The sequence below is a fragment of the Micromonospora purpureochromogenes genome (assembly GCF_900091515.1).
GTDB lineage: Bacteria > Actinomycetota > Actinomycetes > Mycobacteriales > Micromonosporaceae > Micromonospora > Micromonospora purpureochromogenes.
Map to the genome: position 1 here is coordinate 4,601,890 of NZ_LT607410.1, position 22,387 is coordinate 4,624,276.

Sequence of the window (22,387 nt, forward strand, 5' to 3'; positions counted from 1 at the left end):
GAAAAGGTCGCTCCGCGGCAGTTTAGTCACCCGATTCCAGGGTGCCGCAGCCAACGCGAGAGTGACCAGCGTTCAGGACAACGCGGCCAGCCGGGTCACCACAAGGTCCCAGACCCCGTCGGCCAGGTCTTCCTTGGACTGCTCGGGAAGCGTGGTCACGCTGCCGTCCGCGCCCACCACGGTCGCCGCGTTGGTCTCGGCCCCGAAGACCTTGTCCACGCCCACCTCGTTGATGACGATCAGGTCGGCCCGCTTGCGGGCGAGCTTGGCCCGGCCGTTGGCCTCGGCGTCGCCGGTCTCGGCGGCGAAGACCACCAGCAGCTGCTCCGGGCGGCGCTGCCGCCCCAGCTCGGCGGCGATGTCGGGGTTGGTGACCAGCGCGATGGTCGGCGCGCTGCCGTCCTCCGACTTCTTGATCTTGCCGGGGGCGTAGGTCGCCGGCCGGAAGTCGGCGGGCGCGGCCGCCATCACCACCACGTCGGCGTCGGCGGCGGCTTCCAGGGTGGCCTTGCGCAGCTCCTCGGTGGTGCCGACCCTGACCAGGTCGACCCCGGCCGGGTCGGGCAGGGCGACGTTCGCCGCGATCAGGGTGACGCGGGCGCCTCGGGCGACGGCCGCGCGGGCGAAGGCGTACCCCTGCTTGCCCGAGGAGCGGTTGCCGAGGAAGCGGACCGGGTCCAGCGGTTCGCGGGTGCCGCCGGCGGTCACCACGACGTGCCGGCCGGCCAGGTCGGCGGGGGCGTCCAGGCCCCGGGCCAGGGCCCGGCGGGCGACGGCGAAGATCTCGGCCGGGTCGGGCAGCCGCCCCTTGCCGGTGTCGGCGCCGGTGAGCCGGCCGACCGCCGGTTCGATCACCCGCACGCCGCGCGAGCGCAGCGTCGCGACGTTGGCGACGGTGGCCGGGTGCTCCCACATCTCGGTGTGCATCGCCGGGGCGAGCACCACCGGGCAGCGCGCGGTGAGCAGCGTGTTGGTGAGCAGGTCGTCGGCGAGGCCGTGGGCCGCCTTGGCGAGCAGATCGGCCGTCGCCGGCACGACCACCACCAGGTCGGCCCGCTGGCCGAGCCGGACGTGCGGCACCTCGTGCACGTCGGACCAGACGTCGTCGGCGACCGGCTGGCCGGAGAGCGCCGCCCAGGTCGGCGCCCCGACGAAACGGAGCGCCGACGCGGTCGGCACGACCCGGACCCGGTGGCCCGACTCGGTGAAGAGCCGCAGCAGCTCACACGCCTTGTAGGCGGCGATGCCGCCGCCGACCCCGAGGACGATCTCGGCGGGCATCGGCGGAGCGGGTGTTACGGCTGGTCGGTCGGCTCGGCGGTGAGCAGGCCCGCGTTGATCTCACGCATCGCGATCGAGAGCGGCTTCTCCTGCGGGGTGGTCTCCACGAGCGGGCCGACGTACTCCAGCAGGCCCTCACCGAGCTGGCTGTAGTAGGCGTTGACCTGGCGGGCACGCTTGGCGGCGAAGATCACCAGCGCGTACTTCGAGGTGGTCTTCTCGAGGAGCTCGTCGATCGGCGGGTTGGTGATGCCCTCGGGGTTGGCGATGGATCCCACGAAATACCCTCTGCGTCTGAAGTGTCCGCGCGAGCGCGGCTGGTCGCTCAACCGCGCAGTCGCGGCTGGGCGGGAGCCAGATAGGAAGAACCGAGCAAGCCTACCAGTTCGGCCACGACCCGCTCGGTGAGGTCGTGGACCACGGTGTGTCCGACGGCGGCGAGGACCGCCGGGTCCGGACGGTGGCCCGGGGGCGTCAGCAGGACCAGCCGGACGTCCGGCAGGGCCTCCCGGACGGCGAGCGCGCCGGGCAGGTCGAGCGGGAGCAGCACCGGCCGGCCGTCGGCCAGCCGGGACCGCAGCGGCTCGCGGGGCGTGCCCCGGCGGTGCCCGCCGATCCGCGACCACTCCAGCAGCTCGCCCGCCGCGACCATCCGGTCGAAGCCGACCGGGTCCACGAAGCGCCGGTCGACGCCGTCGACCTCGTCGGGGCGACGGGGCCGGGTGGTCACCGGCACCGGCACCCACACGGACGGAGAACGCGCCCGGACCAGCTCGACGACACTCTCCCGCGCGGCGCCCGAGGGCCCCGCCAGGACAGTGAGCCGAGCCGCCGGGCGCGCCTCGTCATCCGTGCTCACCGCTTGTTTCTACACGTTGCGGCGTTCAGTTGGCGGCGAACTCTCCAAGCAGAGCCTTGCGCTGCTGCTCGCCCAGCCCGCGCAGGCGACGGCTGTCGGCGATCTTGAGCTTCTCCATGATCTGGGTAGCCCGGATCTTGCCGATGCCCGGCATCGCCTGCAGGACGGCCGAAACCTTCAGCTTGCCGACGACGTCGTCGGACTCGGCCCGCTCGAGGACGGCGGCGAGGGTGGTCTTGCCCTGCTTGAGCTGCTCCTTCAGCTCAGCACGGGCCTTGCGGATCTCCGCGGCCTTCTCCAGCGCGGCAGCGCGCTGCTCGGGGGTCAGTGACGGGAGCGGCACCAGTTCTCCTCAGGTCCCTATCGCGACGGGCGGGGCGCACCGCCGCTGTCGTGAAACGTGGTGTCGCTGGCAACCAAAGGGGTCCGTGGTTCCCAGCGCGGGGAAAACTAGCGGTCGCGGGCGGTTTCGGCAACGTGGGCACGCCCAAGATCGCCGAAAGTGACCGAGCCGTCAGTCAGCCAGAACGTCCCGACAGTCCGCCAGCACGCGTTCCACGGCGGCCCGCAGAGCGGCCTCGTCCGGCCCGGCGTTCAGCACCTCGCGGGAGTACGACGGCAGCACCGACGACAGGCTGGAGCCGAAGACCGTCCGCAGGTCCGCGGCCGTCGCGCCCTGGGCGCCGAGCCCCGGGGCGAGCAGCGGCCCGTTCACCTTGGACAGGTCGTGCCCGGTGTCGCCGATCGTCGCGCCGACCACCAGCCCGAAGCTGCCGATCGGCTCCGCACCCCTGTTGAGCTGGGAAATCTCGTCGATGACGGTCTGCGCGACGGTGCGCCCGTCGGCCGTACGGGCCCGCTGGACCGCGGCTCCCTCCGGGTTCGAGGTGAGCGCCAGCACGAAGACGCCGCCGCCGTGGGTGGCCGCCAGCTCGAACATCGGGGCCAGCGATCCGACCCCCAGGTAGGGGCTCGCGGTGATCGCGTCGACGTGCAGCGGGCCGGACGGGTCGAGGTAGGCCGAGGCGTACGCGGCGACGGTCGAGCCGATGTCCCCGCGCTTCACGTCCAGCAGAACGAGCGCGCCACAATCTCGTAACTGTCGGATAGTTGACTCAAGAATTCCGACACCTCGGGCACCGAACCGCTCGAAAAAGGCCGACTGGGGCTTGACCACCGCGACTCGGTCCGCAAGCGCTCCCACGACGGTCCGCGCGAACCGGTCCAACCCGTCGACGTCGTCCGGCAACCCCCAGCGGGCCAGCAGCCCGGGATGCGGGTCGATGCCCACACAGAGCGGCCCCCGCTCGGCGACGGCGCGGTGCAGCCGGGTCCCGAAACTCTCCATCGGCGTTCCTCTCCTCACGCTCGCGCTCGGTGGCCGGCCCGCGCCGGCCCCGTCCTGCCCGCCGGCTCAGCCGGCCTTCACCGACGCGGCGATCCCGGCCGTGATCCGGGCCAGGTCGGCGTCGTCGGTCACGTACGGCGGCATGGTGTAGACCAGGTCGCGGAACGGGCGCAGCCAGACGCCCTGCGCCACGGCGGCGGCGGTCGCCGCCGCGACGTCCACCTCGTGGTCGAGCTGCACCACGCCGATCGCGCCCAGCACCCGCACGTCGGCCACCCCGGGCGCGCCGCGCAACGGCTCCAGGCCGGCCCGCAGGCCCGCGCCCACCCGGGCGACCTCGGCGGCCCAGTCACCGGCTTGCAACAGCTCCAGGGACGCGTTGGCGACCGCGCAGGCCAGCGGGTTGCCCATGAAGGTGGGGCCGTGCGCCAGCACCCCGTCGGCGGAGATGCCCCGGGCCACCCGCGGGGTGCACAGCGCGGCGGCCAGGGTGAGGTACCCGCCGGTCAGCGCCTTGCCGACGCAGAGCACGTCCGGGCTCACCCCGGCGTGCTCGGCGGCGAACATGGCGCCGGTACGGCCGAAGCCGGTGGCGATCTCGTCGAAGACCAGCAGCACCCCGTGCGCCCGGGTCACCTCGCGGAGCACCCGCAGGTACTCCGGGTGGTGGAAGCGCATCCCGCCCGCGCCCTGCACCACCGGCTCGACGATGACCGCGGCCAGCTCGTCGGCGTGCCGTTCCACCGCGTCGGTCAGCGCCGCCACGTACGCCGGGTCGGGCGGGTCGTCGAAGCCACCGGGCGGGACCGGCGCGAAGACCTGCCGGGGCAGCACGTCGCCCCAGAGGTGGTGCATGCCGCCCTCCGGGTCGCAGACGCTCATCGGGTGGAACGTGTCGCCGTGGTAGCCGCCCCGCCAGGTACCCAGCCGGCGGCGCTCCGGCCGGCCGGTGGCCCGCTGGTACTGCAGGCACATCTTGATCGCCACCTCGACGCTGACCGAGCCGGAGTCGGCCAGGAACACGTGTTCCAGCCCGGCCGGGGCCAGTTCGACCAGCGTCCGCGCCAGCCGCACGGCGGGCTCGTGGGTGAGCCCGCCGAACATCACGTGGCTCATCCGGCCGAGCTGGTCGGTGACCGCCGCGTCGAGCACCGGGTGCCGGTAGCCGTGGATCGCCGCCCACCAGGACGACATGCCGTCGACCAGTTCCCGGCCGTCGGCCAGCCGCAGCCGGACGCCCTGGGCGCTCTGGACCACGTACGGCGGGTGGGCCGGGGGCAGCGCCGCGTACGGGTGCCAGACGTGGGCCCGGTCGGCGGCCAGGATCTCCTCGGGGGTCACACGCTCTCCTTCGTACCGTCGAGGGTTGCCCGGCCGGGAGGTGTCACCCGGCCGGCACCGGCGCGGTGGCGCCCGCCGACGCGCGGGCCGCGGCCCGGACCAGGCCGGGACCCCGGTAGATGAAGCCGGTGTAGAGCTGGATCAGGCTGGCGCCGGCGTCGAACATCCGGGCGGCGTCGTCCGGGTCGAGGATGCCGCCGACGCCGACCACCGGCAGCCGGCCGCCGGTCTCCCGGTGCACGAACGCGACCACCTCGCGGGCCCGGGTGGCCAGCGGGCGGCCGGAGAGCCCGCCGGTCTCCGCGCCCCGGTCCGCGTCGGCCGGGGCGAGCCCGTCGCGGGCGAGGGTGGTGTTGGTGGCGATCACCCCGGCGGCGCCGCGGGCCAGGCAGACCTCCAGCAGTTCGGCGATGGCCGGCTCGGTCAGGTCCGGGGCGATCTTCACCAGCACCGGCTTCTCCCCCACCAGCGCCGCCAGCAGCGCGTCCAGGTGGGACCGGTCCTGCAACGAGCGCAGGCCGGGGGTGTTCGGCGAGGAGACGTTGACCGCGAAGTAGTCGCCGTGCGCCCGCAGCGCCCGGTACGAGGCCAGGTAGTCCTCGACCGCGTCGCCCAGCGGGGTCACCTTGGACTTGCCGAGCGAGATGCCCAGCGGCGCCCCGATCGGGCGGGGCAGCGCCGCCAGCCGGGCCGCCAGGGCCTCGGCGCCGGCGTTGTTGAAGCCCATCCGGTTGACCACGGCCTCGCTGTCGCGCAGCCGGAACAGCCGGGGCCGGGGGTTGCCCGGCTGGGCGTGCGCGGTGACCGTGCCGACCTCGACGAAGCCGAAGCCCAGCGCCGGCCAGGCCGGCAGCGCCACGCCGTTCTTGTCCATCCCGGCGGCCAGCCCCACCGGGTTGGGGAACTCCACCCCGAACACCGTGCGCGGCGCCCGCACCAGGTACCGCGCCCGCACCGCCGCCAGCGCCGCCGGCCGCCCCGAGAGCGCCGCCAACCGCCGCAACGTCCACTCGTGCGCCGCCTCGGCGTCCCCGCCCCCTACCCGGAACAGCTGCGGCCGCACCACCTTCTCGAAGATCACGCCCCGGCTCCCCCCGGCTCGGTGATCATGAAGTTGTCGCCACGCGCGTCGGCGGGTCGGGGCGACAACTTCATGATCGACGCGGGGATGGAGGGGGTCACTGGGCGGCTCGCAGGGCGGCGTGGAGCTCCTGGAGGGGGCGGACCTGCATGTCGCCGCGGATGCGGGCCTCGATGCCCATGACCGCCGCGGCGGCGCCGGGGACGGTGGTGATGCAGGGGATGTCGGCGGTCACGGCGGCGCTGCGGATCTCGTAGCCGTCCGAGCGGGCGCTCGCGCCGGAGCCCTGCGGCGTGTTGACCACCAGCGCCACGTCGCCGCCGAGGATCATCGACACCGCGTCCTCGCCCTCGCCCGACTCGTAGTGCTTGCGGATCTGCTCGCAGGCGATGCCGTGCCGGCGCAGCACCTCGGCGGTGCCGGTGGTGGCGACGATCTCGAAGCCCAGGTCCGCCAGCCGCTTGATCGGGAAGATCATGCCGCGCTTGTCCCGGTTGGCGACCGAGACGAAGATCCGGCCGCCGGTGGGCAGCGACCCGTACGCGGCCGACTGGCTCTTGGCGAAGGCGTGCCCGAAGTTGGTGTCGATGCCCATCACCTCGCCGGTGGACTTCATCTCCGGGCCGAGCAGCGAGTCGATGCCCTTGCCCGACGGGGTGCGGAACCGCTTGAACGGCAGCACCGCCTCCTTGACCGCGATCGGGGCGTCCGCCGGCATCACGCCGCCGTCCCCGGTCGGCGGGAGCAGCCCCTCGGCGCGCAGCTCGGCGATGGTGGCGCCGAGCGCGATCCGGGCCGCCGCCTTGGCCAGCGGCACCGCCGTGGCCTTGGAGACGAACGGGACCGTCCGGGACGCCCGGGGGTTGGCCTCCAGCACGTAGAGCATGTCGTCCTTGAGGGCGTACTGGACGTTGAGCAGGCCCTTGACGCCCACCCCCCGGGCGATCGCCTCGGTGTAGCGACGCACCTCGGTCAGGTGCGAGCCGGCCAGCGTGATCGGCGGCAGCGCGCAGGACGAGTCGCCGGAGTGGATGCCGGCCTCCTCGATGTGCTCCATCACGCCGCCGAGGTAGACCTCGCCGTCGGCGTCGCAGAGCGCGTCCACGTCGATCTCGATGGCGTCGTCGAGGAAGCGGTCCACCAGCACCGGGTGGTCCGGGGAGATGTCGGTGGCCCGGCCGATGTAGGCGCGCAGCGTGGGGTCGTCGTAGACGATCTCCATGCCCCGCCCGCCGAGCACGTACGACGGCCGGACCAGCACCGGGTAGCCGATCTCGTCGGCGATCGCCTTCGCCTCGTCGTACGAGGTGGCCATGCCGTGCGCCGGAGCGCGCAGCCCGGCCCGGGCCAGCACCGCGCCGAACGCGCCGCGCTCCTCGGCCAGGTGGATCGACTCCGGGGAGGTACCGACGACCGGCACGCCGGCGTTCTTGAGCCGCTGCGCCAGCCCCAGCGGGGTCTGCCCGCCGAGCTGCACGATCACGCCGACCACGCCCGGGCCGCCGGCCGCCCGGCCGGAGGAGTCCTCCGCGTGCCAGACCTCCAGCACGTCCTCGAAGGTCAGCGGCTCGAAGTAGAGCCGGTCGGCGGTGTCGTAGTCGGTGGAGACCGTCTCCGGGTTGCAGTTGACCATGACGGTCTCGTAGCCGGCGCCTTCGGCGCCGGAACCGGTCGCAGCGACTCCGCCGATCGGCGCGCTTCGCAGCGCCTGGACCGCGTGCACGCAGGAGTAGTCGAACTCGATGCCCTGGCCGATCCGGTTCGGCCCGGAGCCCAGGATGAGCACCTTGGGCCGGTCCGAGGGCGCGACCTCGGTCTCCTGGTCGTAGGTGGAGTAGTGGTACGGCGTGGTCGCCTCGAACTCGGCCGCGCAGGTGTCCACCGTCTTGTAGACCGGCCGCACGTCGAGCCGGTGCCGCAGGGTGCGGACGCCGTCCTCGGCGGCCAGCTCCGGGCGCAGCGCGGCCAGCTGCCGGTCGGACAGGCCGGCCCGCTTGGCCCGGCGCAGCAGCTCGGCGTCGAGCACCGGGGCGTCCACGATCTCCGCGCGCAGCTCGACCAGGCCGGCGATCTGGTCCAGGAACCAGGGGTCCATCCCGCCGGACGCCGCGGCCACCTCCGCGATGGTGGCGCCCAGTCGCAGCGCCCGCTCCACCGTGTAGAGCCGACCGTCGTGCGGCATCCGCAGCGCGGCCAGGGTGTTCTCCCTCGTCGCTCCCCGCGGATCCGGCACACTCCAGAAACCGGCTGATGCAGTTTCCATCGAGCGCATCGCCTTGTTGAGCGCCTCGGTGAAGTTCCGGCCGAGGCTCATCGCCTCGCCGACCGACTTCATGGTGGTGGTCAGCTCCGGGTCGGCGCCGGGGAACTTCTCGAACGCGAACCGGGGGATCTTCACCACCACGTAGTCCAGCGTCGGCTCGAACGCCGCCGGGGTCTTCAGGGTGATGTCGTTGGGGATCTCGTCCAGGGTGTAGCCGATGGCCAGCTTCGCGGCGATCTTGGCGATCGGGAAGCCGGTGGCCTTGGAGGCCAGCGCCGAGGAGCGGGACACCCGGGGGTTCATCTCGATCACGGCGATCCGGCCGTCGGCCGGGTTGACCGCGAACTGGATGTTGCAGCCGCCGGTGTCCACCCCGACCTCGCGCAGCACCGCGATGCCCAGGTCGCGCAGGCGCTGGTACTCCCGGTCGGTGAGCGTCATGGCCGGGGCGACGGTGACGCTGTCGCCGGTGTGCACGCCCATCGGGTCGACGTTCTCGATCGAGCAGACCACCACCACGTTGTCGTGGCGGTCGCGCATCAGTTCGAGCTCGTACTCCTTCCAGCCGAGCACGCTCTCCTCGATGAGCACCTCGTGCACCGGGCTGGCGGCCAGGCCGGCCCCGGCGATGCGGTGCAGGTCCTCGTCGCTGTGCGCCATGCCGGAGCCCAGGCCGCCCATGGTGAACGACGGCCGGATCACCACCGGCAGGCCCAGCTCGGCGGCGGTGGCCTCGACCTCGGCCATCGAGTGGCAGACCCGGGAGCGCGGCACCAGGCCGGTCGGGTCCTCGACGCCGATCCGGGCGCCGGCCTTGGCGACGATGTCCTTGAACAGCTGCCGGTCCTCGCCCCGGTTGATCGCGTCGATGTTGGCGCCGATCAGCTCCACGCCGTACTTGTCCAGCACGCCGGCCTCGTGCAGGGCGACCGCGGTGTTCAGCGCGGTCTGCCCGCCGAGGGTGGGCAGCAGGGCGTCCGGGCGCTCCTTGGCGATGACCAGCTCGACGAACTCCGGGGTGATCGGCTCGACGTACGTGGCGTCGGCGAACTCGGGGTCCGTCATGATCGTCGCCGGGTTGGAGTTGACCAGGCTGACCCGGATGCCCTCGCTGCGCAGCACCCGGCACGCCTGGGTGCCGGAGTAGTCGAACTCGCAGGCCTGCCCGATGACGATCGGCCCGGAGCCGATCACCAGGATGTGCTTGAGGTCGGTGCGCTTAGGCATTCTTCCCGCCTTCGATGAGCTCGGCGAAGCGGTCGAACAGGTAGTCCGCGTCGTGCGGGCCGGCCGCCGCCTCCGGGTGGTACTGGACGGTGAAGGCGGGCACGTCCCTGGCCCGCAGCCCCTCGACCACGTTGTCATTGAGGCAGACGTGCGACACCTGGACGCCCCCGAACTCGGTGTCGATCACCTGGTCGGGGACCACCGCGCCCTGCCCGGCGCCGGGCACCTGCACGGCGAAGCCGTGGTTGTGGCTGGTCACCTCGACCTTGCCGGTGGCCCGGTCGAGCACCGGCTGGTTGATGCCGCGGTGGCCGTAGCCGAGCTTGTAGGTGCCGAAGCCCAGCGCCCGGCCGAGGATCTGGCTGCCGAAGCAGATGCCGAACAGCGGCACCTCGCGGCGCAGCACCTCGCGGGCCAGCGCGACCGGCCCCTCGGCGGTGGCCGGGTCGCCCGGACCGGGCGAGAGGAAGACCGCGTCCGCGCCGGTGGCCAGCAGGTCGTCGATGGTGGAGCCGGCCGGCAGCACGTGGGTGGTGACCCCGCGCGCGGCGAGCCGCCGCGGCACGTTGCGCTTGATGCCCAGGTCGAGCGCGGCCACGGTGAACCGGTGCGGGCCGACCGCCTCGACGACGTACGGCTCGGCGGTGGTCACCTCGGCGGAGAGGTCCGCGCCGACCATCTGCGGCGACTGGCGGACCCGGGCCAGCAGGGCGCGCGGGTCGTCGTCGACGCTGGAGATGCCGACCCGCATGGCGCCGCGCTCGCGCAGGTGCCGGGTCAGCGCCCGGGTGTCCACGCCGGCGATGCCGACCACGCCCTCGGCGGCGAGCCGGTCCTCCAGCCCGCCGGTGGCGCGCCAGTTCGAGCCGATCCGGGCCGGGTCGCGCACCACGTACCCGGCGACCCAGATCCGGCTCGACTCGTCGTCCTCGGCGTTGACGCCGGTGTTGCCGATGTGCGGCGCGGTCTGCACCACCACCTGGCGGTGGTACGAGGGGTCGGTCAGGGTCTCCTGGTAGCCGGTCATGCCGGTGTTGAAGACCGCCTCGCCGAAGGTCTCCCCGACGCTGCCGTACGCCTCGCCGTGGAACGTGCGCCCGTCCTCGAGTACGAGGATCGCGGGCCTGCGCTTAGCCATTAGTTGGCAGCCTTTCCGTCCAGGACCGTCGGCTCGCCGCGCAGGAAGGTCGCCACGATGCGACCCGGCAGCGTCATGCGGGCGTACGGGGTGTTACGACTGCGGCTGGCCAGCTCCGCGGGCTCGATCACCCGACGGGCGGCCGGGTCGACCAGGGTGAGGTTGGCCGGCACGCCGGGCGCCGGGTCGATGCCGTGCCCGTCGAGCCCGGCGATCCGGGCCGGGGTACGCGACATCCGCTCGGCGATCAGGTCCCACCGCGGCCCGAACACCTCCAGGGCGATCGAGAGCGCCGTCTCCAGGCCGAGCATGCCCGGCCGGGCGTACGCCCACTCGCACTCCTTGTCCTCCACCGCGTGCGGGGCGTGGTCGGTGGCGACGACGTCGATGACGCCCTCGGCCAGCGCGGCCCGCAGCGCGGCGATGTCGGTGGCGGTGCGCAGCGGCGGGTTGACCTTGTAGACCGGGTCGTACGTCTCGGCGTGCGCGTCGGTGAGCAGCAGGTGGTGCGGGGTCACCTCGGCGGTGACCCGCACCCCGCGCGCCTTGGCCTGGCGCAGCACCTCGACGCTGCCGGCGGTGGAGACGTGGCAGACGTGCAGCCGGCTGCCGACGTGCTCGGCCAGCAGCACGTCCCGGGCGATGATCGCCTCCTCGGCGACCGCCGGCCAGCCGGTCAGCCCGAGCCGGGTGGAGACCTCACCCTCGTGCATCTGCGCGCCCTCGGTGAGCCGGGGCTCCTCGGCGTGCTGGGCGATGACCCCGTCGAACGCCTTGACGTACTCCAGGGCCCGGCGCATCAGCTTGGGGTCGGCGACGCAGAACCCGTCGTCGGAGAAGATCCGGACCCGGGCGGCGGAGTCGGCCATCGCGCCCAGCTCGGCCAGCCGCTCGCCGGCCAGGCCGACGGTGACCGCGCCGATCGGCTGCACGTCGACCAGCCCGGCCTCGCGGCCCAGCCGCCAGACCTGCTCGACCACGCCGGCGGTGTCGGCGACCGGGGAGGTGTTGGCCATCGCGCAGACGGCGGTGTAGCCGCCGAGCGCGGCCGCGCGGGAACCGGACTCGACCGTCTCGGCGTCCTCCCGGCCCGGCTCGCGCAGGTGGGTGTGCAGGTCGACCAGGCCGGGCAGGGCCACCAGCCCGGTGCCGTCGACGACGGTGGCCTCCGGCGCGGTCAGCCCGGCGCCGGTCTCGGCGACGACGCCGTCGCGGATCAGCAGGTCGGTCGGCGCGGCGCCGACGACGCTCACGTTGCGGATCAGGTACGAGCTCACAGGTTGTTCCCTCCGAGCAGCAGGTAAAGGACGGCCATCCGCACGGAGACCCCGTTGGCGACCTGTTCGACGATGGTGGAGCGGGACGAGTCGGCGACCTCGGGCGTGATCTCCATGCCCCGGTTCATCGGGCCCGGGTGCATGACGATCGCGTGCTCGGGCAGCCGGCGCATGCGCGGGCCGTCCAGGCCGTAGCGGCGGGCGTACTCGCGGGCGGAGGGGAAGTAGGAGTCGTTCATCCGCTCCCGCTGCACCCGCAGCATCATCACCACGTCCGACTGCGGCAACACCGCGTCCAGGTCGTAGGAGACGTCGGTGCCGGGCGCGAGCGCCTGGCCGATGTGCACCGGGATCAGCGTCGGCGGGCCGACCAGGGTGACCTTGGCGCCGAGGGTGGAGAGCAGCAGCACGTTGGAGCGGGCCACCCGGGAGTGCAGCACGTCCCCGACCACCGCGACGTGCAGGCCGGCGAGCCGGCCCAGCCGGGAGCGCATCGTGTACGCGTCGAGCAGCGCCTGGGTGGGGTGCTCGTGGGTGCCGTCGCCGGCGTTGACCACCGACCCGTCCACCCAGTTGGCCAGCCGGTGCGGCGCGCCCGAGGCGGGGTGCCGGACGACCACCGCGTCGGCCCCCATCGCCTGGAGGGTGAGCGCGGTGTCCTTCAGGCTCTCCCCCTTGGCCACGCTGGAGCCCTTGGCCGAGAAGTTGATCACGTCGGCGCTGAGCCGCTTGGCGGCCGCCTCGAAGGAGATCCGGGTCCGGGTGGAGTCCTCGTAGAAGAGGTTCACCACGGTCCGGCCGCGCAGCGCGGGGAGCTTCTTGACCTCCCGGCCGGCGACGGTGGCCATCTCGGCGGCGGTGTCGAGGATCTGGGTGGCGGTGGCCGCGTCCAGGTCGGCCCCGGATAGCAGGTGCCGGATCACTGTGCCTGCCTTTCGTTCGCGACTGCGGGGCTCCGCTTCGCTGCACTCCTCGCGCTCACAGGTGGGCACCCCCGAAGAGCTTGACCTCGTCGGCACCGTCGGTCTCGGCGAGGGCGACCTTGACGCTCTCGGTGAGCGCGGTCGGGATGTTCTTGCCGACGTAGTCGGCGCGGATCGGCAGCTCGCGGTGGCCGCGGTCGACCAGGACGGCGAGCTGCACGATGGCCGGCCGGCCGACGTCGTTGAGCGCGTCGAGCGCGGCCCGGACGGTGCGGCCGGAGAAGAGCACGTCGTCGACGAGGATGACCCGCTTGCCGTCGATGCCGCCCGGCGGGAGCTGGGTCGGGCCGACCGCGCGGGTGGCGTGCCGGCGCAGGTCGTCGCGGTAGAGAGTGATGTCGAGCACCCCGACCGGGACGTCGACGTCCTCGAAGGTGCTGATCCGGGCGGCGAGGCGCCTTGCGAGTGGAGCTCCGCGAGTGGGTATGCCGAGCAGGACGGTGTCGGCGGCGCCCTGGGTCTTCTCCAGGATCTGGTGGGCGATCCGGTCGACGACGCGCTGGACGTCGGCACTGGCGAGGATCACCTTCACCGAGGGTTGTCGCGGCAGCGACGACTGGGCAGCCGGTGGGCAGGCCACGGCGGACCTCCTTCCCCGCCTCACGGGACGGGTCGTTAAAGGACGTCTGGGGACCTCGGTCGGATCGCGAACGGCCCGGACCGGGGCTTCATGCCACGTTACCAGCGGTCACCGGAACGACCCTCGGCACCCACTGATCCCCGGATCAGGGCGGCGAAATGGGGATAAGTCCCCTCGCGCTCTCCAACTGTAAGGACACGACCACTTGACCACGTGTCGCAATCCCCGTACCGTCACGCTCCGTAGCGATCGCTGGGAGAACCCCAAAGCAGCACTGGGAGTGTCCGAATGCCCTCTGAATACGCCAAGTCGCTGGGCGCCCGCCTGCGCTCCATCCGCCAGCAGCAGGGCCTGTCCCTGCAAGGTGTGGAGGAGAAGTCGAACGGGCGGTGGAAGGCCGTGGTGGTCGGCTCGTACGAGCGCGGCGACCGGGCCGTCACCGTGTCCCGCCTGGCGGAGCTGGCCGACTTCTACCGCGTTCCCGTCTCGGAGCTGCTGCCCGACGGCAGCGGGGTGCGGCACGAGCCCACCAGCAAGATCGTCCTGGACCTGGAGCGGCTCTACGACGAGGCCTCCGAGGACCTCGCCTACGTCGCCCGGTACGCCCGCGCCATCCAGCAGCAGCGTGGCGACTACAACGGCCGGGTGCTCTCCATCCGCGCCGACGACCTGCGCGCCCTCGCCATCGTGTACGACGCCTCGCCGTCGGGCCTGATCGAGCGGCTCACCGAGCACGGGGTGCTGGTCGCCGACCCGCGGGCGTTCTTCGCGTCCTGATCCACTGTTCGCAGCAAGGGCCCGTGCCGTCCGGCACGGGCCCTTGCTGCGTGGAACGGGTGATCGGGTGCGGTCGGCGGCGGAGCGCCGGCGACCCGGATCAGCGGGTGGCGTACTCGGCGATCCGGCCGAGGATGCCGTTGAGGAAGCGCGGCGAGTCGTCGGTCGACATCTGCCGGGCCAGCTCCACCGCCTCGCTGATCGCCACCGCGTCGTCGATCTCGTCGACGTAGAGCAGCTCGTAGACCGCGATGCGGGCGAGGTTGCGGTCGACCACCGGCATCCGCTCCAGCGTCCACCCCTCGGCGTAGCTGGCGATCACCTCGTCGATCCGGTCGAGGTGGGCGGCGACCCCCTCGACCAGGCCGACCGCGTAACCCAGGTGCTCCGGCCGGGGCTTCTCGATCCGCTCGACGTAGCCGGCGAGCACCTCGACCGGGGGACGGTCACGCAGGTCGGCCTCGTAGAGCACGTCCAGCGCCCGCTTGCGCGCCTTGCGGCGCGACGGCATCTGCTGCTTGGGACCCTCGGCCATCAGGCTCGGCCGAGGTAACGGCCGTCGCGGGTGTCGACCTTGATCTTCTCGCCGGTGGTGATGAAGAGCGGGACCGGCACGGTCGCGCCGGTCTCGACGGTGGCCGGCTTGTTGCCGCCGGTCGACCGGTCGCCCTGCAGGCCCGGCTCGGTGTAGGTGACCTCGAGCACGACCGAGGTCGGCAGCTCGATGTAGAGCGGGACACCCTCGTGGGTGGCGACGGTCGCCTCGGCCTCGGGGAGGAGGTAGTTGGCCGCCTCGCCGACGGTGCCGCCGGGGACGGTGATCTGGTCGAACGTCTCCAGATCCATGAAGACGTAGTCCTCGCCGTCGGCGTACAGGTACTGCATGGTGCGCTTGTCGACGGTCGCGGTCTCGACCTTGGTGCCCGCGTTGAAGGTCTTGTCGACGACCTTGCCGGACAGCACGTTCTTCAGCGTCGTGCGGACGAACGCCCCACCCTTACCGGGCTTGACGTGCTGGAACTCGACGACGGCCCAGAGCTCCCCGTCGAGGTTGAGTACCAGGCCGTTCTTGAGGTCGTTGGTGGATGCCATTTCCTGCCTTGATCATCAATTGGCGGACAGACCTGGCAAGTCTACTAGTTGTGTCCAACCGGCGACTCCGCCTCCGGCCGGCCCCTTCTCGGCCCGACCGACGCCGCCCTCCCGGTCACCGTGCGTCGCCGGCAGGGCCACCCCCGGAGACCCCCACCCCCTCCTTTGCTCTGCTGCCCCGGACGCAACAGTCACCGAACGTGTCCACGCCCGGAGGCCGGGTCGACCCCGCGACGATCCATCTGAGCAGCTCACGCCCGGTGTTGCCGGGAAGGCAGCAGAACAAAGGCGCCAGGGAAGGGCGGCGGCGGCGAGCCGCACATCACCGAGCGTGGATTGGCTCGCCGACCACTCACGGTAACCGTCGACGGCCGGGCACGCCGTGCGCGGCGTGCCCGGCCGTCGACGGCGATCGTGCCGCCGGTCACGCTGCGACCCGGCAACGTGACGGTGGCGGGGTGCGGCGCCGGTTGCCGGGGACGGCCGGGCGGGCGCCCTGCGGCGGGGACCGCTCAGCCGGTCGCGCCGAGGCGGGTGGCCAGGTGGCGCAGGGCGAGCCGGTAGCCGTCGACGCCCAGGCCGCAGATCACCCCGGTCGCCACGGCGGAGACCACGGAGTGGTGCCGGAACTCCTCCCGGGCGTGGATGTTGGAGATGTGCACCTCCACCAGCGGCCCGCGCAGCATCGCGCAGGCGTCCCGGACCGCGATCGAGTAGTGCGACCAGGCGGCCGGGTTGAGCACCACCGCCGCGTGCTCGTCGGCCGCCTCGTGCAGCCAGCCCAGCAGCTCATGCTCGGCGTCCGTCTGCCGGACGACCACGTCCAGCCCCAACTCGCGGCCGGTGTCGACACAGAGCGTCACCAGGTCGGCGTAGCTGGTCACGCCGTACACGTCGACCTGCCGGGTGCCGAGCCGGCCCAGGTTCGGGCCGTTCAGCACGTACACCCGCGCGGTGCCACCCTCGTTCGCCCCACTCACCCGCTGATCTCCCGGTAGGCGGCGTGCAGCAGCTCGTCGTCCGGCCCCTCCAGGATCGCCGGCCGGGCCAGGCCGTCGAGCACCACGAAGCGCAGGGTACTGCCCCGGGCCTTCTTGTCGACCCGCATCGCGGCCAGCAGGTCGGGCCAGGCGTCGGCCGGGTAGCTGGTGGGCAGGCCGAGCGCGGCCATGACCGTGCGGTGCCGTTCGGCGGTGGCGGCGTCGAGCCGGCCGGCCAGCCGGGCCAGGGCGCCGGCGAAGACGGTGCCCACCGCGACGGCGTGCCCGTGCCGCCAGCGGTAGCCCTCCACCTTCTCGATCGCGTGCGCCAGGGTGTGGCCGTAGTTCAGCACCTCGCGCACCCCGGACTCGCGCAGGTCACCGGAGACCACGTCGGCCTTCACCCGGATCGCCCGCTCGATCAGCTCGCGGGCCACCGGGCCGGTCGGGTCGACGGCGGCGGCCGGGTCCCGCTCGACCAGGTCGAGGATCACCGGGTCGGCGATGAAGCCGCACTTGACCACCTCGGCCATCCCGGCGGCCAGGTCGGCCGGGGGCAGGCTGTCCAGCGTCGCCAGGTCGCAGAGCACGCCGGCCGGTGGGTGGAACGCGCCGACCAGGTTCTTGCCGGCGGCGGTGTTCACGCCGGTCTTGCCACCGACCGCCGCGTCGACCATGCCGAGCAGCGAGGTCGCCACCGGCACCCAGCGCACTCCGCGCAGCCAGCAGGCGGCCACGAAGCCGGCCAGGTCGGTCACCGCGCCCCCGCCCACCCCGACGACCGCGTCGGTCCGGGTGAACCCGGCCGCGCCGAGCCGCTCCCAGCAGTCGGCGGCCACCTCGATCCGCTTGCCCGCCTCGGCGTCGGGCACCTCGATCGGCAGCGGGGTCACGCCGACCGCGCGCAGCCGCTCGGCCAGCGTGTCGGCCAGGTCCTTGAGCGGCGGCGCGAACAGCAGCGCGACCCGCTCGGCGCCGGGCAGCAGCCGCGGCGGCGGATCGAGCAGGTCTCGTCCCACGAGCACGTCGTACGGCCGCTCGCCGCCGACCGGAATCCGGGTCACCTCGTCCATCGCAGGGGAGCCTAGTGCAGCCGGCAGCGTCGCGAAGGCGCTCGTCCACCTGGTGGCAAGCGACATTGCCGGCGACCGGGTACGTTCAGCTCGTAAGGGCCGGACGTAGGGCGAAGCGGACCGGGCCCACGACGGCGGAGGTTCCCCATGGCCACCACGACCATCGACGGCGCCGACATCCGGCTGCCCGCCACCATCCTCGGCGTCGGGCTCGGCGGCTTCGCCGACGGCATCGTCCTGCACCAGGTGCTCCAGTGGCACCACCTGCTCAGCAGCACCGACACGGACAACGTCGGGATCCGGGCGTATCCGGTGGACACCGTCTCCGGCCTTGAGATGAACACTCTCTGGGACGGCATCTTCCACGTGGTCACCTGGGTGGCGGTGCTCACCGGGCTGGCCCTGCTCTACGCCCGGGTGACCCGGTCCCGCGGCCGACTCTGGCGCTCCCCGGCGCTGTGGGGCTGGGCGCTGCTGGGCTGGGGCCTGTTCAACCTGGTCGAGGGGCTCGTCGACCACCACCTGCTGGGCATCCACCACGTGCACGGCGGCCCCCACCAGACGGCCTGGGACGTCGGCTTCCTGCTGTTCGGCGCGGCGCTGATCGCGGTGGGCTGGGCGGTGCAGCGCCGCGCCGGCTCGGTGGACACCTGCGCCGACCGGCGATGACCGGGCAGCACGGCGACGGAGTCGGCCCGCTGCTGCTCGTACCGCTGCTGGTCTTCTGGGTCTACCTGGCCGCGGCGCTGCGTCAGCGCGAACCGGGGCGCGGCGGCTGGAGCCACTGGCGTACCGCGAGCTTCGGTGCGGGCGCCGCGCTGCTCGCGGTGGCCGCGGTGCTGCCCGGCCACGACCTGGTCGTTCACATGTGTCGGCACCTGCTGGTCGGGATGCTGGCGCCGCTCGGGCTGGTGCTCGGCGCGCCCGGCACCCTCGCGCTGCGCACGGTGCGCCGCGACGTCGGGCGGGCGGCGCTGCGGGTGCTGCGCCACCCGGTCCCGCGGCTGGCCACCCACCCGATCACCGGCCTGCTGCTCACCGCCGGCGGGCTCTACCTGCTGCACCTGACCCCGCTCTACCGGGCCACCCTGGCCCATCCGGGGCTGCACGGCCTGGTGCTGCTGCACTTCCTGGCCAGCGGATACCTCTTCACCTGGGCGATCGCCGGCTCCGACCCGGGGCCGCACCGCCCCGGGGTACCGCTACGGCTGGTCGTGCTGGGGCTGTCGGTGGCCGCGCACGCCACCCTGGCCCAGCTCATGTACGCCGGCCTGGTCGACACCGCCGCGCCGGTGGCGCAGCTGCGGACGGCGGCGACGCTGATGTACTACGGCGGCGACCTGGCCGAGATCCTGCTCGCCCTCGCCCTGCTGGTCACCTGGCGGCCGGTGGCCCGGCGCGCCCCGTCCGAGCCGACGCCGTCGCCGGCCTGAACCGGGACCCCGGCCGCCGGTCCTGCCGGCGCCACCACTCCCGCCCGCGCCACCGGTCCCGGTCGGCGCGGGCTTTGCCGGGTCCTGGTTCGTCAGCCGGATGGTGGGGCGGGGCCGGGCCGGTCGGCCCAGCCGGCCAGCCGGGTCGCATGGGCGCGGACGGCGTCGCGCAGCGCGTCCGGGCGGAGCACGGTGAACGGCCAGCCGAGCCCGGCGAGCAGCTGCGCCATCCCGTCGAGGTGCTCGGCGCGGGTCCGGAGCAGCACCCCGCCGGCGACCTCGGCGAGATCGCCGACGCTGGGCGGGATGCGGCGTCGGGCGGCGACCAGATCGGTCTCCAGCAGCACCTCGACGGAGTGCGCGTACGGCACGCCGGCCAGCGAGCGGGTCACCTGGGCCACCGGGTCGAAGTCGTCCGGCGCGGTGAACCTCTCCGGGCCGGTGCTGACCGCGCCGATCCGGTCCAGCCGGAAGGTGCGTACCTCGTGCCGGAGGTGGTCGTATCCGGTGACATACCAGCGGCCGGCGTGGAAGACCAGCCCGTACGGGTCGAGCTGCCGCCGCGACGGGTCACCCCGCCAGGAGCGGTAGTCCAGCGTCACCCGGCGCCGCTGCCGAGTGGCTGAGCCGAGGGTCAGCAGCGTGCCGGTGGCCGGGCGCAGCGCCGGGTCGGCGCGGCGCAGCGTGAAGCCGAGGTGGTCCTGGACGGCGGCGAGCCGCTCCGCGAGGGGGGCCGGTAGGACCCGCCGGATCTTGGCCAGGGCGGTGGCGGTGGCCGGCGCCTCGGTGCCCAGCCCCAACCGTTCCGCCGCGACCAGGCCGAGCAGCACCGCGACCGCCTCGTCGTCGGTGAGCATCAGCGGCGGCAGCTTGTAGCCCGGGCGCAGCCGGTAGCCGCCGTACCGGCCGCGTTCGGCGGTGACCGGGATGCCGAGGTCGAGCAGGGTGGCGGCGTACCGGCGCACGGTGCGCTCGTCGACGCGCAGCCGGTCGGCCAGGTCGACGCCGGTGAGCCGGTGGTGGCTCTGGAGCAGTTCGAGCATCGCGAGCACCCGACCGGCGGGATGTGACACGGGCCACCTCGCAATACCGGGCGTGAACTGTCCGGATTCCAGCCTACGGTGTCCGTGGACATCGAGACGAGGGAGATCCGAGATGGCGACGTTCGTGCTGGTGCCGGGGTTCTGGCTGGGCGGCTGGGCGTGGCGGGAGGTGACCGCCGACCTGCGCCGGCGCGGCCACGACGTGTACGCGGTGACGCTGACCGGGGTGGCCGACCGGGCCCACCTGGCCGGGCCGGAGGTGGGCCCGGAGACGCACACCAGCGACCTCACCGCGCTGATCGAGGCGGAGGAACTGCGCGACGTGGTGCTGGTCGGGCACTCCGGCGGCGGGATGCCGGTGACCCAGGCGGCCGACCGGATGCCGGACCGGATCGCCCGGGTGGTCTACGTGGAGAGCGGGCCGCTGCCCGACGGGGTGTCCCAGTTCGACGCCAACCCGCCGGAGGAGCAGGAGCGGCTGCGCGCGCGGATCGGCGACGGGCACCTGCTGCCGCCGCCGGCCTGGGAGCCGGCCGAGGACCCGCAGAACCTGGCCGGTCTGGACGACGGCGCGCTGGCCCTGCTGCGGCGCCGGTCCACCGGGCACCCGCTGGGGGCGGCGACCGACCCGGTGCGGCGTACCGGTGGCCGGCCGGTGCCGACCGCGCTGGTGGCGTGCACCTTCCCGGTGGAGGTGGTCACCGCGATGATCGCCGAGGGTCACCCGTTCTTCGCCGGTCTCGCCGGCGCCGAGCTGCACGGGCTGCCGACCGGTCACTGGCCGATGCTGAGCGAGCCGAAGGCCCTGGCCGACCTGCTCGAGACCATCGCCCGGGGCTGACCGCCGGCCGGGTCAGGGCTTGAGCAGGGCGACGATCTCGGCGGCCAGCTCCGGCGGGGTGCGCCCGTCGGTGACCACGGTCGCGGTCGCCACCTCGGCGTAGAGCGGGCGGCGCTGGTCCATCAGGTGCTTGAGGGTGGCCCGCGGGTTGATCGCGAGCAGCGGCCGGCCGGCGCCGAGCCCGACCCGCTTCACCGCGTCGGGCAGCTCCACCGACAGGTGCACCACGGTGTGCCCGACCAGCGCGGCGCGGTTCTCCTCGGCGAGGACCGCGCCGCCGCCGAGGGCGAGCACCCCGCCGTGCGAGGCCAGCGCCGCCGCCACCGCCGCCCGTTCGAGGGTACGGAAGTGCGCCTCCCCCTCGTCGATGAAGATCTCCGGGATCGGCTTGCCGGCCAGACGCTCGATGTCGGCGTCGGTGTCCCGGAACTCGACCCCGAGCAGTGCCGCCAGCTCCACGCCGACGGTGGTCTTGCCGGAGCCGGGCGCCCCGACCAGCACGCAGACCGGCTTCGTCACCGGATCTCCTTGTCGTTCGCGACTGCGGGGCTCCGCTCCGCTGCACTCCTCGCGCTCACCGGATCACCAGCGCGTCGAGGTACCCGGCGAGGTTGCGGCGGATCTCCGCCACCGAGTCGCCGCCGAACTTCTCGGTGGCCGCCTCGGCCAGCACCAGCGCCACCATCGCCTCGGCGACCACGGCGGCGGCCGGCACGGCGCAGACGTCCGAGCGCTGGTTGATGGCGGTGGCCGGCTCGCCGGTGGTCACGTCGACCGTGGCGAGGGCCCGGTTCAGCGAGGAGATCGGCTTCATCGCGGCCTTCACCCGCAGCGGCTCACCGGTGGTGATGCCGCCCTCCAGGCCGCCGGCCCGGTCCGTGACCCGGCGGACGCCGGTCGCGGTCGGCATGATCTCGTCGTGCGCCTCGGAGCCGCGGGAGCGGGCCTGCTGCCAGCCGTCGCCGATCTCCACGCCCTTGATCGCCTGGATGGACATCAGCGCGGTGGCCAGCCGGGCGTCGAGCTTGCGGTCCCACTGCACGTGGCTGCCCAGGCCCGGCGGCACCCCGTACGCCAGCACCTCGACCACGCCGCCGAGCGTGTCGGCGGCCTTCTTCGCGGCGTCGACCTCGGCCACCATCCGGGCGCTGGCCTCCGGGTCGAGGCAGCGCAGCGGGTCGGCGTCGATCCGCTCGGCGTCCTCCGGCCGGGGCCGCAGACCCGGCTTGGCGGCGACCGGGCCGAGCTCCACCACGTGCGAGACGATCTCGATGCCGAGGGCCTGCTTCACCAGCGCCTTCGCCACCGTGCCGACGGCCACCCGGGCGGCGGTCTCCCGCGCGCTGGCCCGCTCCAGGATCGGCCGCGCGTCGGTGTGGCCGTACTTCTGCATGCCGGCCAGGTCGGCGTGGCCCGGCCGGGGGCGGGTCAGCGGGGCGTTGCGGGCCTGCCGGGCCAGCTCGTCGGGGTCCACCGGGTCGGCGGCCATCACGGTCTGCCACTTCGGCCACTCGGAGTTGCCGACCCGGATGGCGACCGGGCTGCCCAGCGTGACGCCGTGCCGCAGGCCACCGATGACCTCGACCTCGTCCCGCTCGAACGACATCCGGGCGCCCCGGCCGTAGCCGAGCCGGCGCCGGGCCAGCTCGTCGGAGATCTCCCGGGTGGTCACCTCGATCCCGGCGGGCACCCCCTCGAGCATCGCGACGAGGGCGGGTCCGTGGGATTCACCTGCAGTCAGCCAGCGCAACACAGCGCTCAGTCTGTCAC

General features: G+C 73.5%; 23 protein-coding genes. 4 read left to right on the forward strand and 19 right to left on the reverse strand.

What is annotated here, in order from left to right; all coding sequences use genetic code 11:
• Positions 1-72: 72 nt before the first annotated feature.
• The 12 genes from coaBC to pyrR all read right to left on the reverse strand — a co-directional run bounded on the left by coaBC (position 73) and on the right by pyrR (position 13,378).
• Positions 73-1,281, reverse strand: a complete 1,209-nt coding sequence (gene coaBC / locus GA0074696_RS21220) for a bifunctional phosphopantothenoylcysteine decarboxylase/phosphopantothenate--cysteine ligase CoaBC (RefSeq protein WP_088962720.1) — start codon at positions 1,279-1,281, stop codon at positions 73-75.
• A gap of 14 nt (positions 1,282-1,295) precedes the next feature.
• Positions 1,296-1,559 (reverse strand): DNA-directed RNA polymerase subunit omega, encoded by a 264-nt coding sequence (gene rpoZ, locus GA0074696_RS21225; RefSeq protein ID WP_007075826.1) that lies wholly within the window; start codon positions 1,557-1,559, stop codon positions 1,296-1,298.
• A 47-nt stretch (positions 1,560-1,606) separates the two neighbouring features.
• The gene (locus tag GA0074696_RS21230; RefSeq protein ID WP_088962721.1) at positions 1,607-2,140 is read right to left on the reverse strand and encodes a nucleoside/nucleotide kinase family protein; all 534 of its coding nucleotides are present in this window, start codon (positions 2,138-2,140) and stop codon (positions 1,607-1,609) included.
• Positions 2,141-2,165: 25 nt separating this feature from the next.
• Positions 2,166-2,483, reverse strand: coding sequence for an integration host factor, actinobacterial type (gene mihF / locus GA0074696_RS21235; RefSeq protein ID WP_088962722.1), 318 nt, complete (start codon positions 2,481-2,483; stop codon positions 2,166-2,168).
• Positions 2,484-2,654: 171 nt separating this feature from the next.
• The gene (pyrF, locus tag GA0074696_RS21240; RefSeq protein WP_088962723.1) at positions 2,655-3,488 is read right to left on the reverse strand and encodes an orotidine-5'-phosphate decarboxylase; all 834 of its coding nucleotides are present in this window, start codon (positions 3,486-3,488) and stop codon (positions 2,655-2,657) included.
• A 66-nt stretch (positions 3,489-3,554) separates the two neighbouring features.
• Positions 3,555-4,829: an adenosylmethionine--8-amino-7-oxononanoate transaminase gene (locus GA0074696_RS21245; protein WP_088962724.1), complete on the reverse strand. Its 1,275-nt coding sequence runs from the start codon at positions 4,827-4,829 to the stop codon at positions 3,555-3,557.
• A 43-nt stretch (positions 4,830-4,872) separates the two neighbouring features.
• The gene (locus GA0074696_RS21250; protein WP_088962725.1) at positions 4,873-5,910 is read right to left on the reverse strand and encodes a quinone-dependent dihydroorotate dehydrogenase; all 1,038 of its coding nucleotides are present in this window, start codon (positions 5,908-5,910) and stop codon (positions 4,873-4,875) included.
• A 97-nt stretch (positions 5,911-6,007) separates the two neighbouring features.
• Positions 6,008-9,400, reverse strand: coding sequence for a carbamoyl-phosphate synthase large subunit (gene carB, locus GA0074696_RS21255; RefSeq protein WP_088962726.1), 3,393 nt, complete (start codon positions 9,398-9,400; stop codon positions 6,008-6,010).
• Positions 9,393-10,538: a glutamine-hydrolyzing carbamoyl-phosphate synthase small subunit gene (carA, locus tag GA0074696_RS21260; protein ID WP_088962727.1), complete on the reverse strand. Its 1,146-nt coding sequence runs from the start codon at positions 10,536-10,538 to the stop codon at positions 9,393-9,395. Before carA ends, carB begins: the two co-directional genes overlap by 8 nt.
• Complete coding sequence (locus GA0074696_RS21265) at positions 10,538-11,815, reverse strand: dihydroorotase (RefSeq protein ID WP_088962728.1); 1,278 nt, start codon at positions 11,813-11,815, stop codon at positions 10,538-10,540. Before GA0074696_RS21265 ends, carA begins: the two co-directional genes overlap by 1 nt.
• Positions 11,812-12,738, reverse strand: coding sequence for an aspartate carbamoyltransferase catalytic subunit (locus tag GA0074696_RS21270; protein WP_088962729.1), 927 nt, complete (start codon positions 12,736-12,738; stop codon positions 11,812-11,814). Before GA0074696_RS21270 ends, GA0074696_RS21265 begins: the two co-directional genes overlap by 4 nt.
• A gap of 55 nt (positions 12,739-12,793) precedes the next feature.
• Positions 12,794-13,378 (reverse strand): bifunctional pyr operon transcriptional regulator/uracil phosphoribosyltransferase PyrR, encoded by a 585-nt coding sequence (gene pyrR, locus GA0074696_RS21275; RefSeq protein WP_088962730.1) that lies wholly within the window; start codon positions 13,376-13,378, stop codon positions 12,794-12,796.
• Between the two features lie 288 nt (positions 13,379-13,666).
• Between pyrR and bldD the strand changes: the two genes are divergently transcribed.
• Complete coding sequence (bldD, locus tag GA0074696_RS21280; protein ID WP_013285505.1) at positions 13,667-14,155, forward strand: transcriptional regulator BldD; 489 nt, start codon at positions 13,667-13,669, stop codon at positions 14,153-14,155.
• 100 nt (positions 14,156-14,255) lie between these two features.
• Here the strand turns inward: bldD and nusB are convergent, their stop codons facing one another.
• The 4 genes from nusB to aroB all read right to left on the reverse strand — a co-directional run bounded on the left by nusB (position 14,256) and on the right by aroB (position 17,300).
• Complete coding sequence (gene nusB / locus GA0074696_RS21285) at positions 14,256-14,666, reverse strand: transcription antitermination factor NusB (protein ID WP_172894702.1); 411 nt, start codon at positions 14,664-14,666, stop codon at positions 14,256-14,258.
• A 23-nt stretch (positions 14,667-14,689) separates the two neighbouring features.
• Entirely contained in the window at positions 14,690-15,247 is a 558-nt protein-coding gene (efp, locus tag GA0074696_RS21290) for an elongation factor P (protein ID WP_088962732.1), read from the reverse strand.
• Between the two features lie 512 nt (positions 15,248-15,759).
• Positions 15,760-16,227, reverse strand: a complete 468-nt coding sequence (aroQ, locus tag GA0074696_RS21295) for a type II 3-dehydroquinate dehydratase (protein WP_088962733.1) — start codon at positions 16,225-16,227, stop codon at positions 15,760-15,762.
• Positions 16,224-17,300: a 3-dehydroquinate synthase gene (gene aroB, locus GA0074696_RS21300; RefSeq protein ID WP_088962734.1), complete on the reverse strand. Its 1,077-nt coding sequence runs from the start codon at positions 17,298-17,300 to the stop codon at positions 16,224-16,226. The genes aroQ and aroB overlap by 4 nt, the downstream gene beginning before the upstream one ends.
• A 147-nt stretch (positions 17,301-17,447) precedes the next feature.
• Here aroB and GA0074696_RS21305 point away from each other — a divergent pair, with 147 nt between their 5' ends.
• Complete coding sequence (locus GA0074696_RS21305) at positions 17,448-17,969, forward strand: DUF2243 domain-containing protein (protein WP_088962735.1); 522 nt, start codon at positions 17,448-17,450, stop codon at positions 17,967-17,969.
• Positions 17,966-18,733, forward strand: a complete 768-nt coding sequence (locus tag GA0074696_RS21310) for a cytochrome c oxidase assembly protein (RefSeq protein ID WP_088962736.1) — start codon at positions 17,966-17,968, stop codon at positions 18,731-18,733. Before GA0074696_RS21305 ends, GA0074696_RS21310 begins: the two co-directional genes overlap by 4 nt.
• Before the next feature lie 92 nt (positions 18,734-18,825).
• On the opposite strand, the gene GA0074696_RS21315 is transcribed toward GA0074696_RS21310, so the two are convergent.
• Complete coding sequence (locus GA0074696_RS21315) at positions 18,826-19,806, reverse strand: helix-turn-helix transcriptional regulator (protein WP_088962737.1); 981 nt, start codon at positions 19,804-19,806, stop codon at positions 18,826-18,828.
• A gap of 82 nt (positions 19,807-19,888) precedes the next feature.
• Here GA0074696_RS21315 and GA0074696_RS21320 point away from each other — a divergent pair, with 82 nt between their 5' ends.
• Entirely contained in the window at positions 19,889-20,617 is a 729-nt protein-coding gene (locus tag GA0074696_RS21320) for an alpha/beta fold hydrolase (RefSeq protein WP_088962738.1), read from the forward strand.
• A gap of 12 nt (positions 20,618-20,629) precedes the next feature.
• Here GA0074696_RS21320 and GA0074696_RS21325 read toward each other — a convergent pair whose 3' ends face one another.
• Together GA0074696_RS21325 and aroC are read right to left on the reverse strand one after the other, a co-directional pair.
• Positions 20,630-21,136, reverse strand: a complete 507-nt coding sequence (locus GA0074696_RS21325; RefSeq protein ID WP_088962739.1) for a shikimate kinase — start codon at positions 21,134-21,136, stop codon at positions 20,630-20,632.
• Positions 21,137-21,191: 55 nt separating this feature from the next.
• Entirely contained in the window at positions 21,192-22,370 is a 1,179-nt protein-coding gene (gene aroC / locus GA0074696_RS21330; RefSeq protein WP_088962740.1) for a chorismate synthase, read from the reverse strand.
• Positions 22,371-22,387 lie beyond the last annotated feature (17 nt).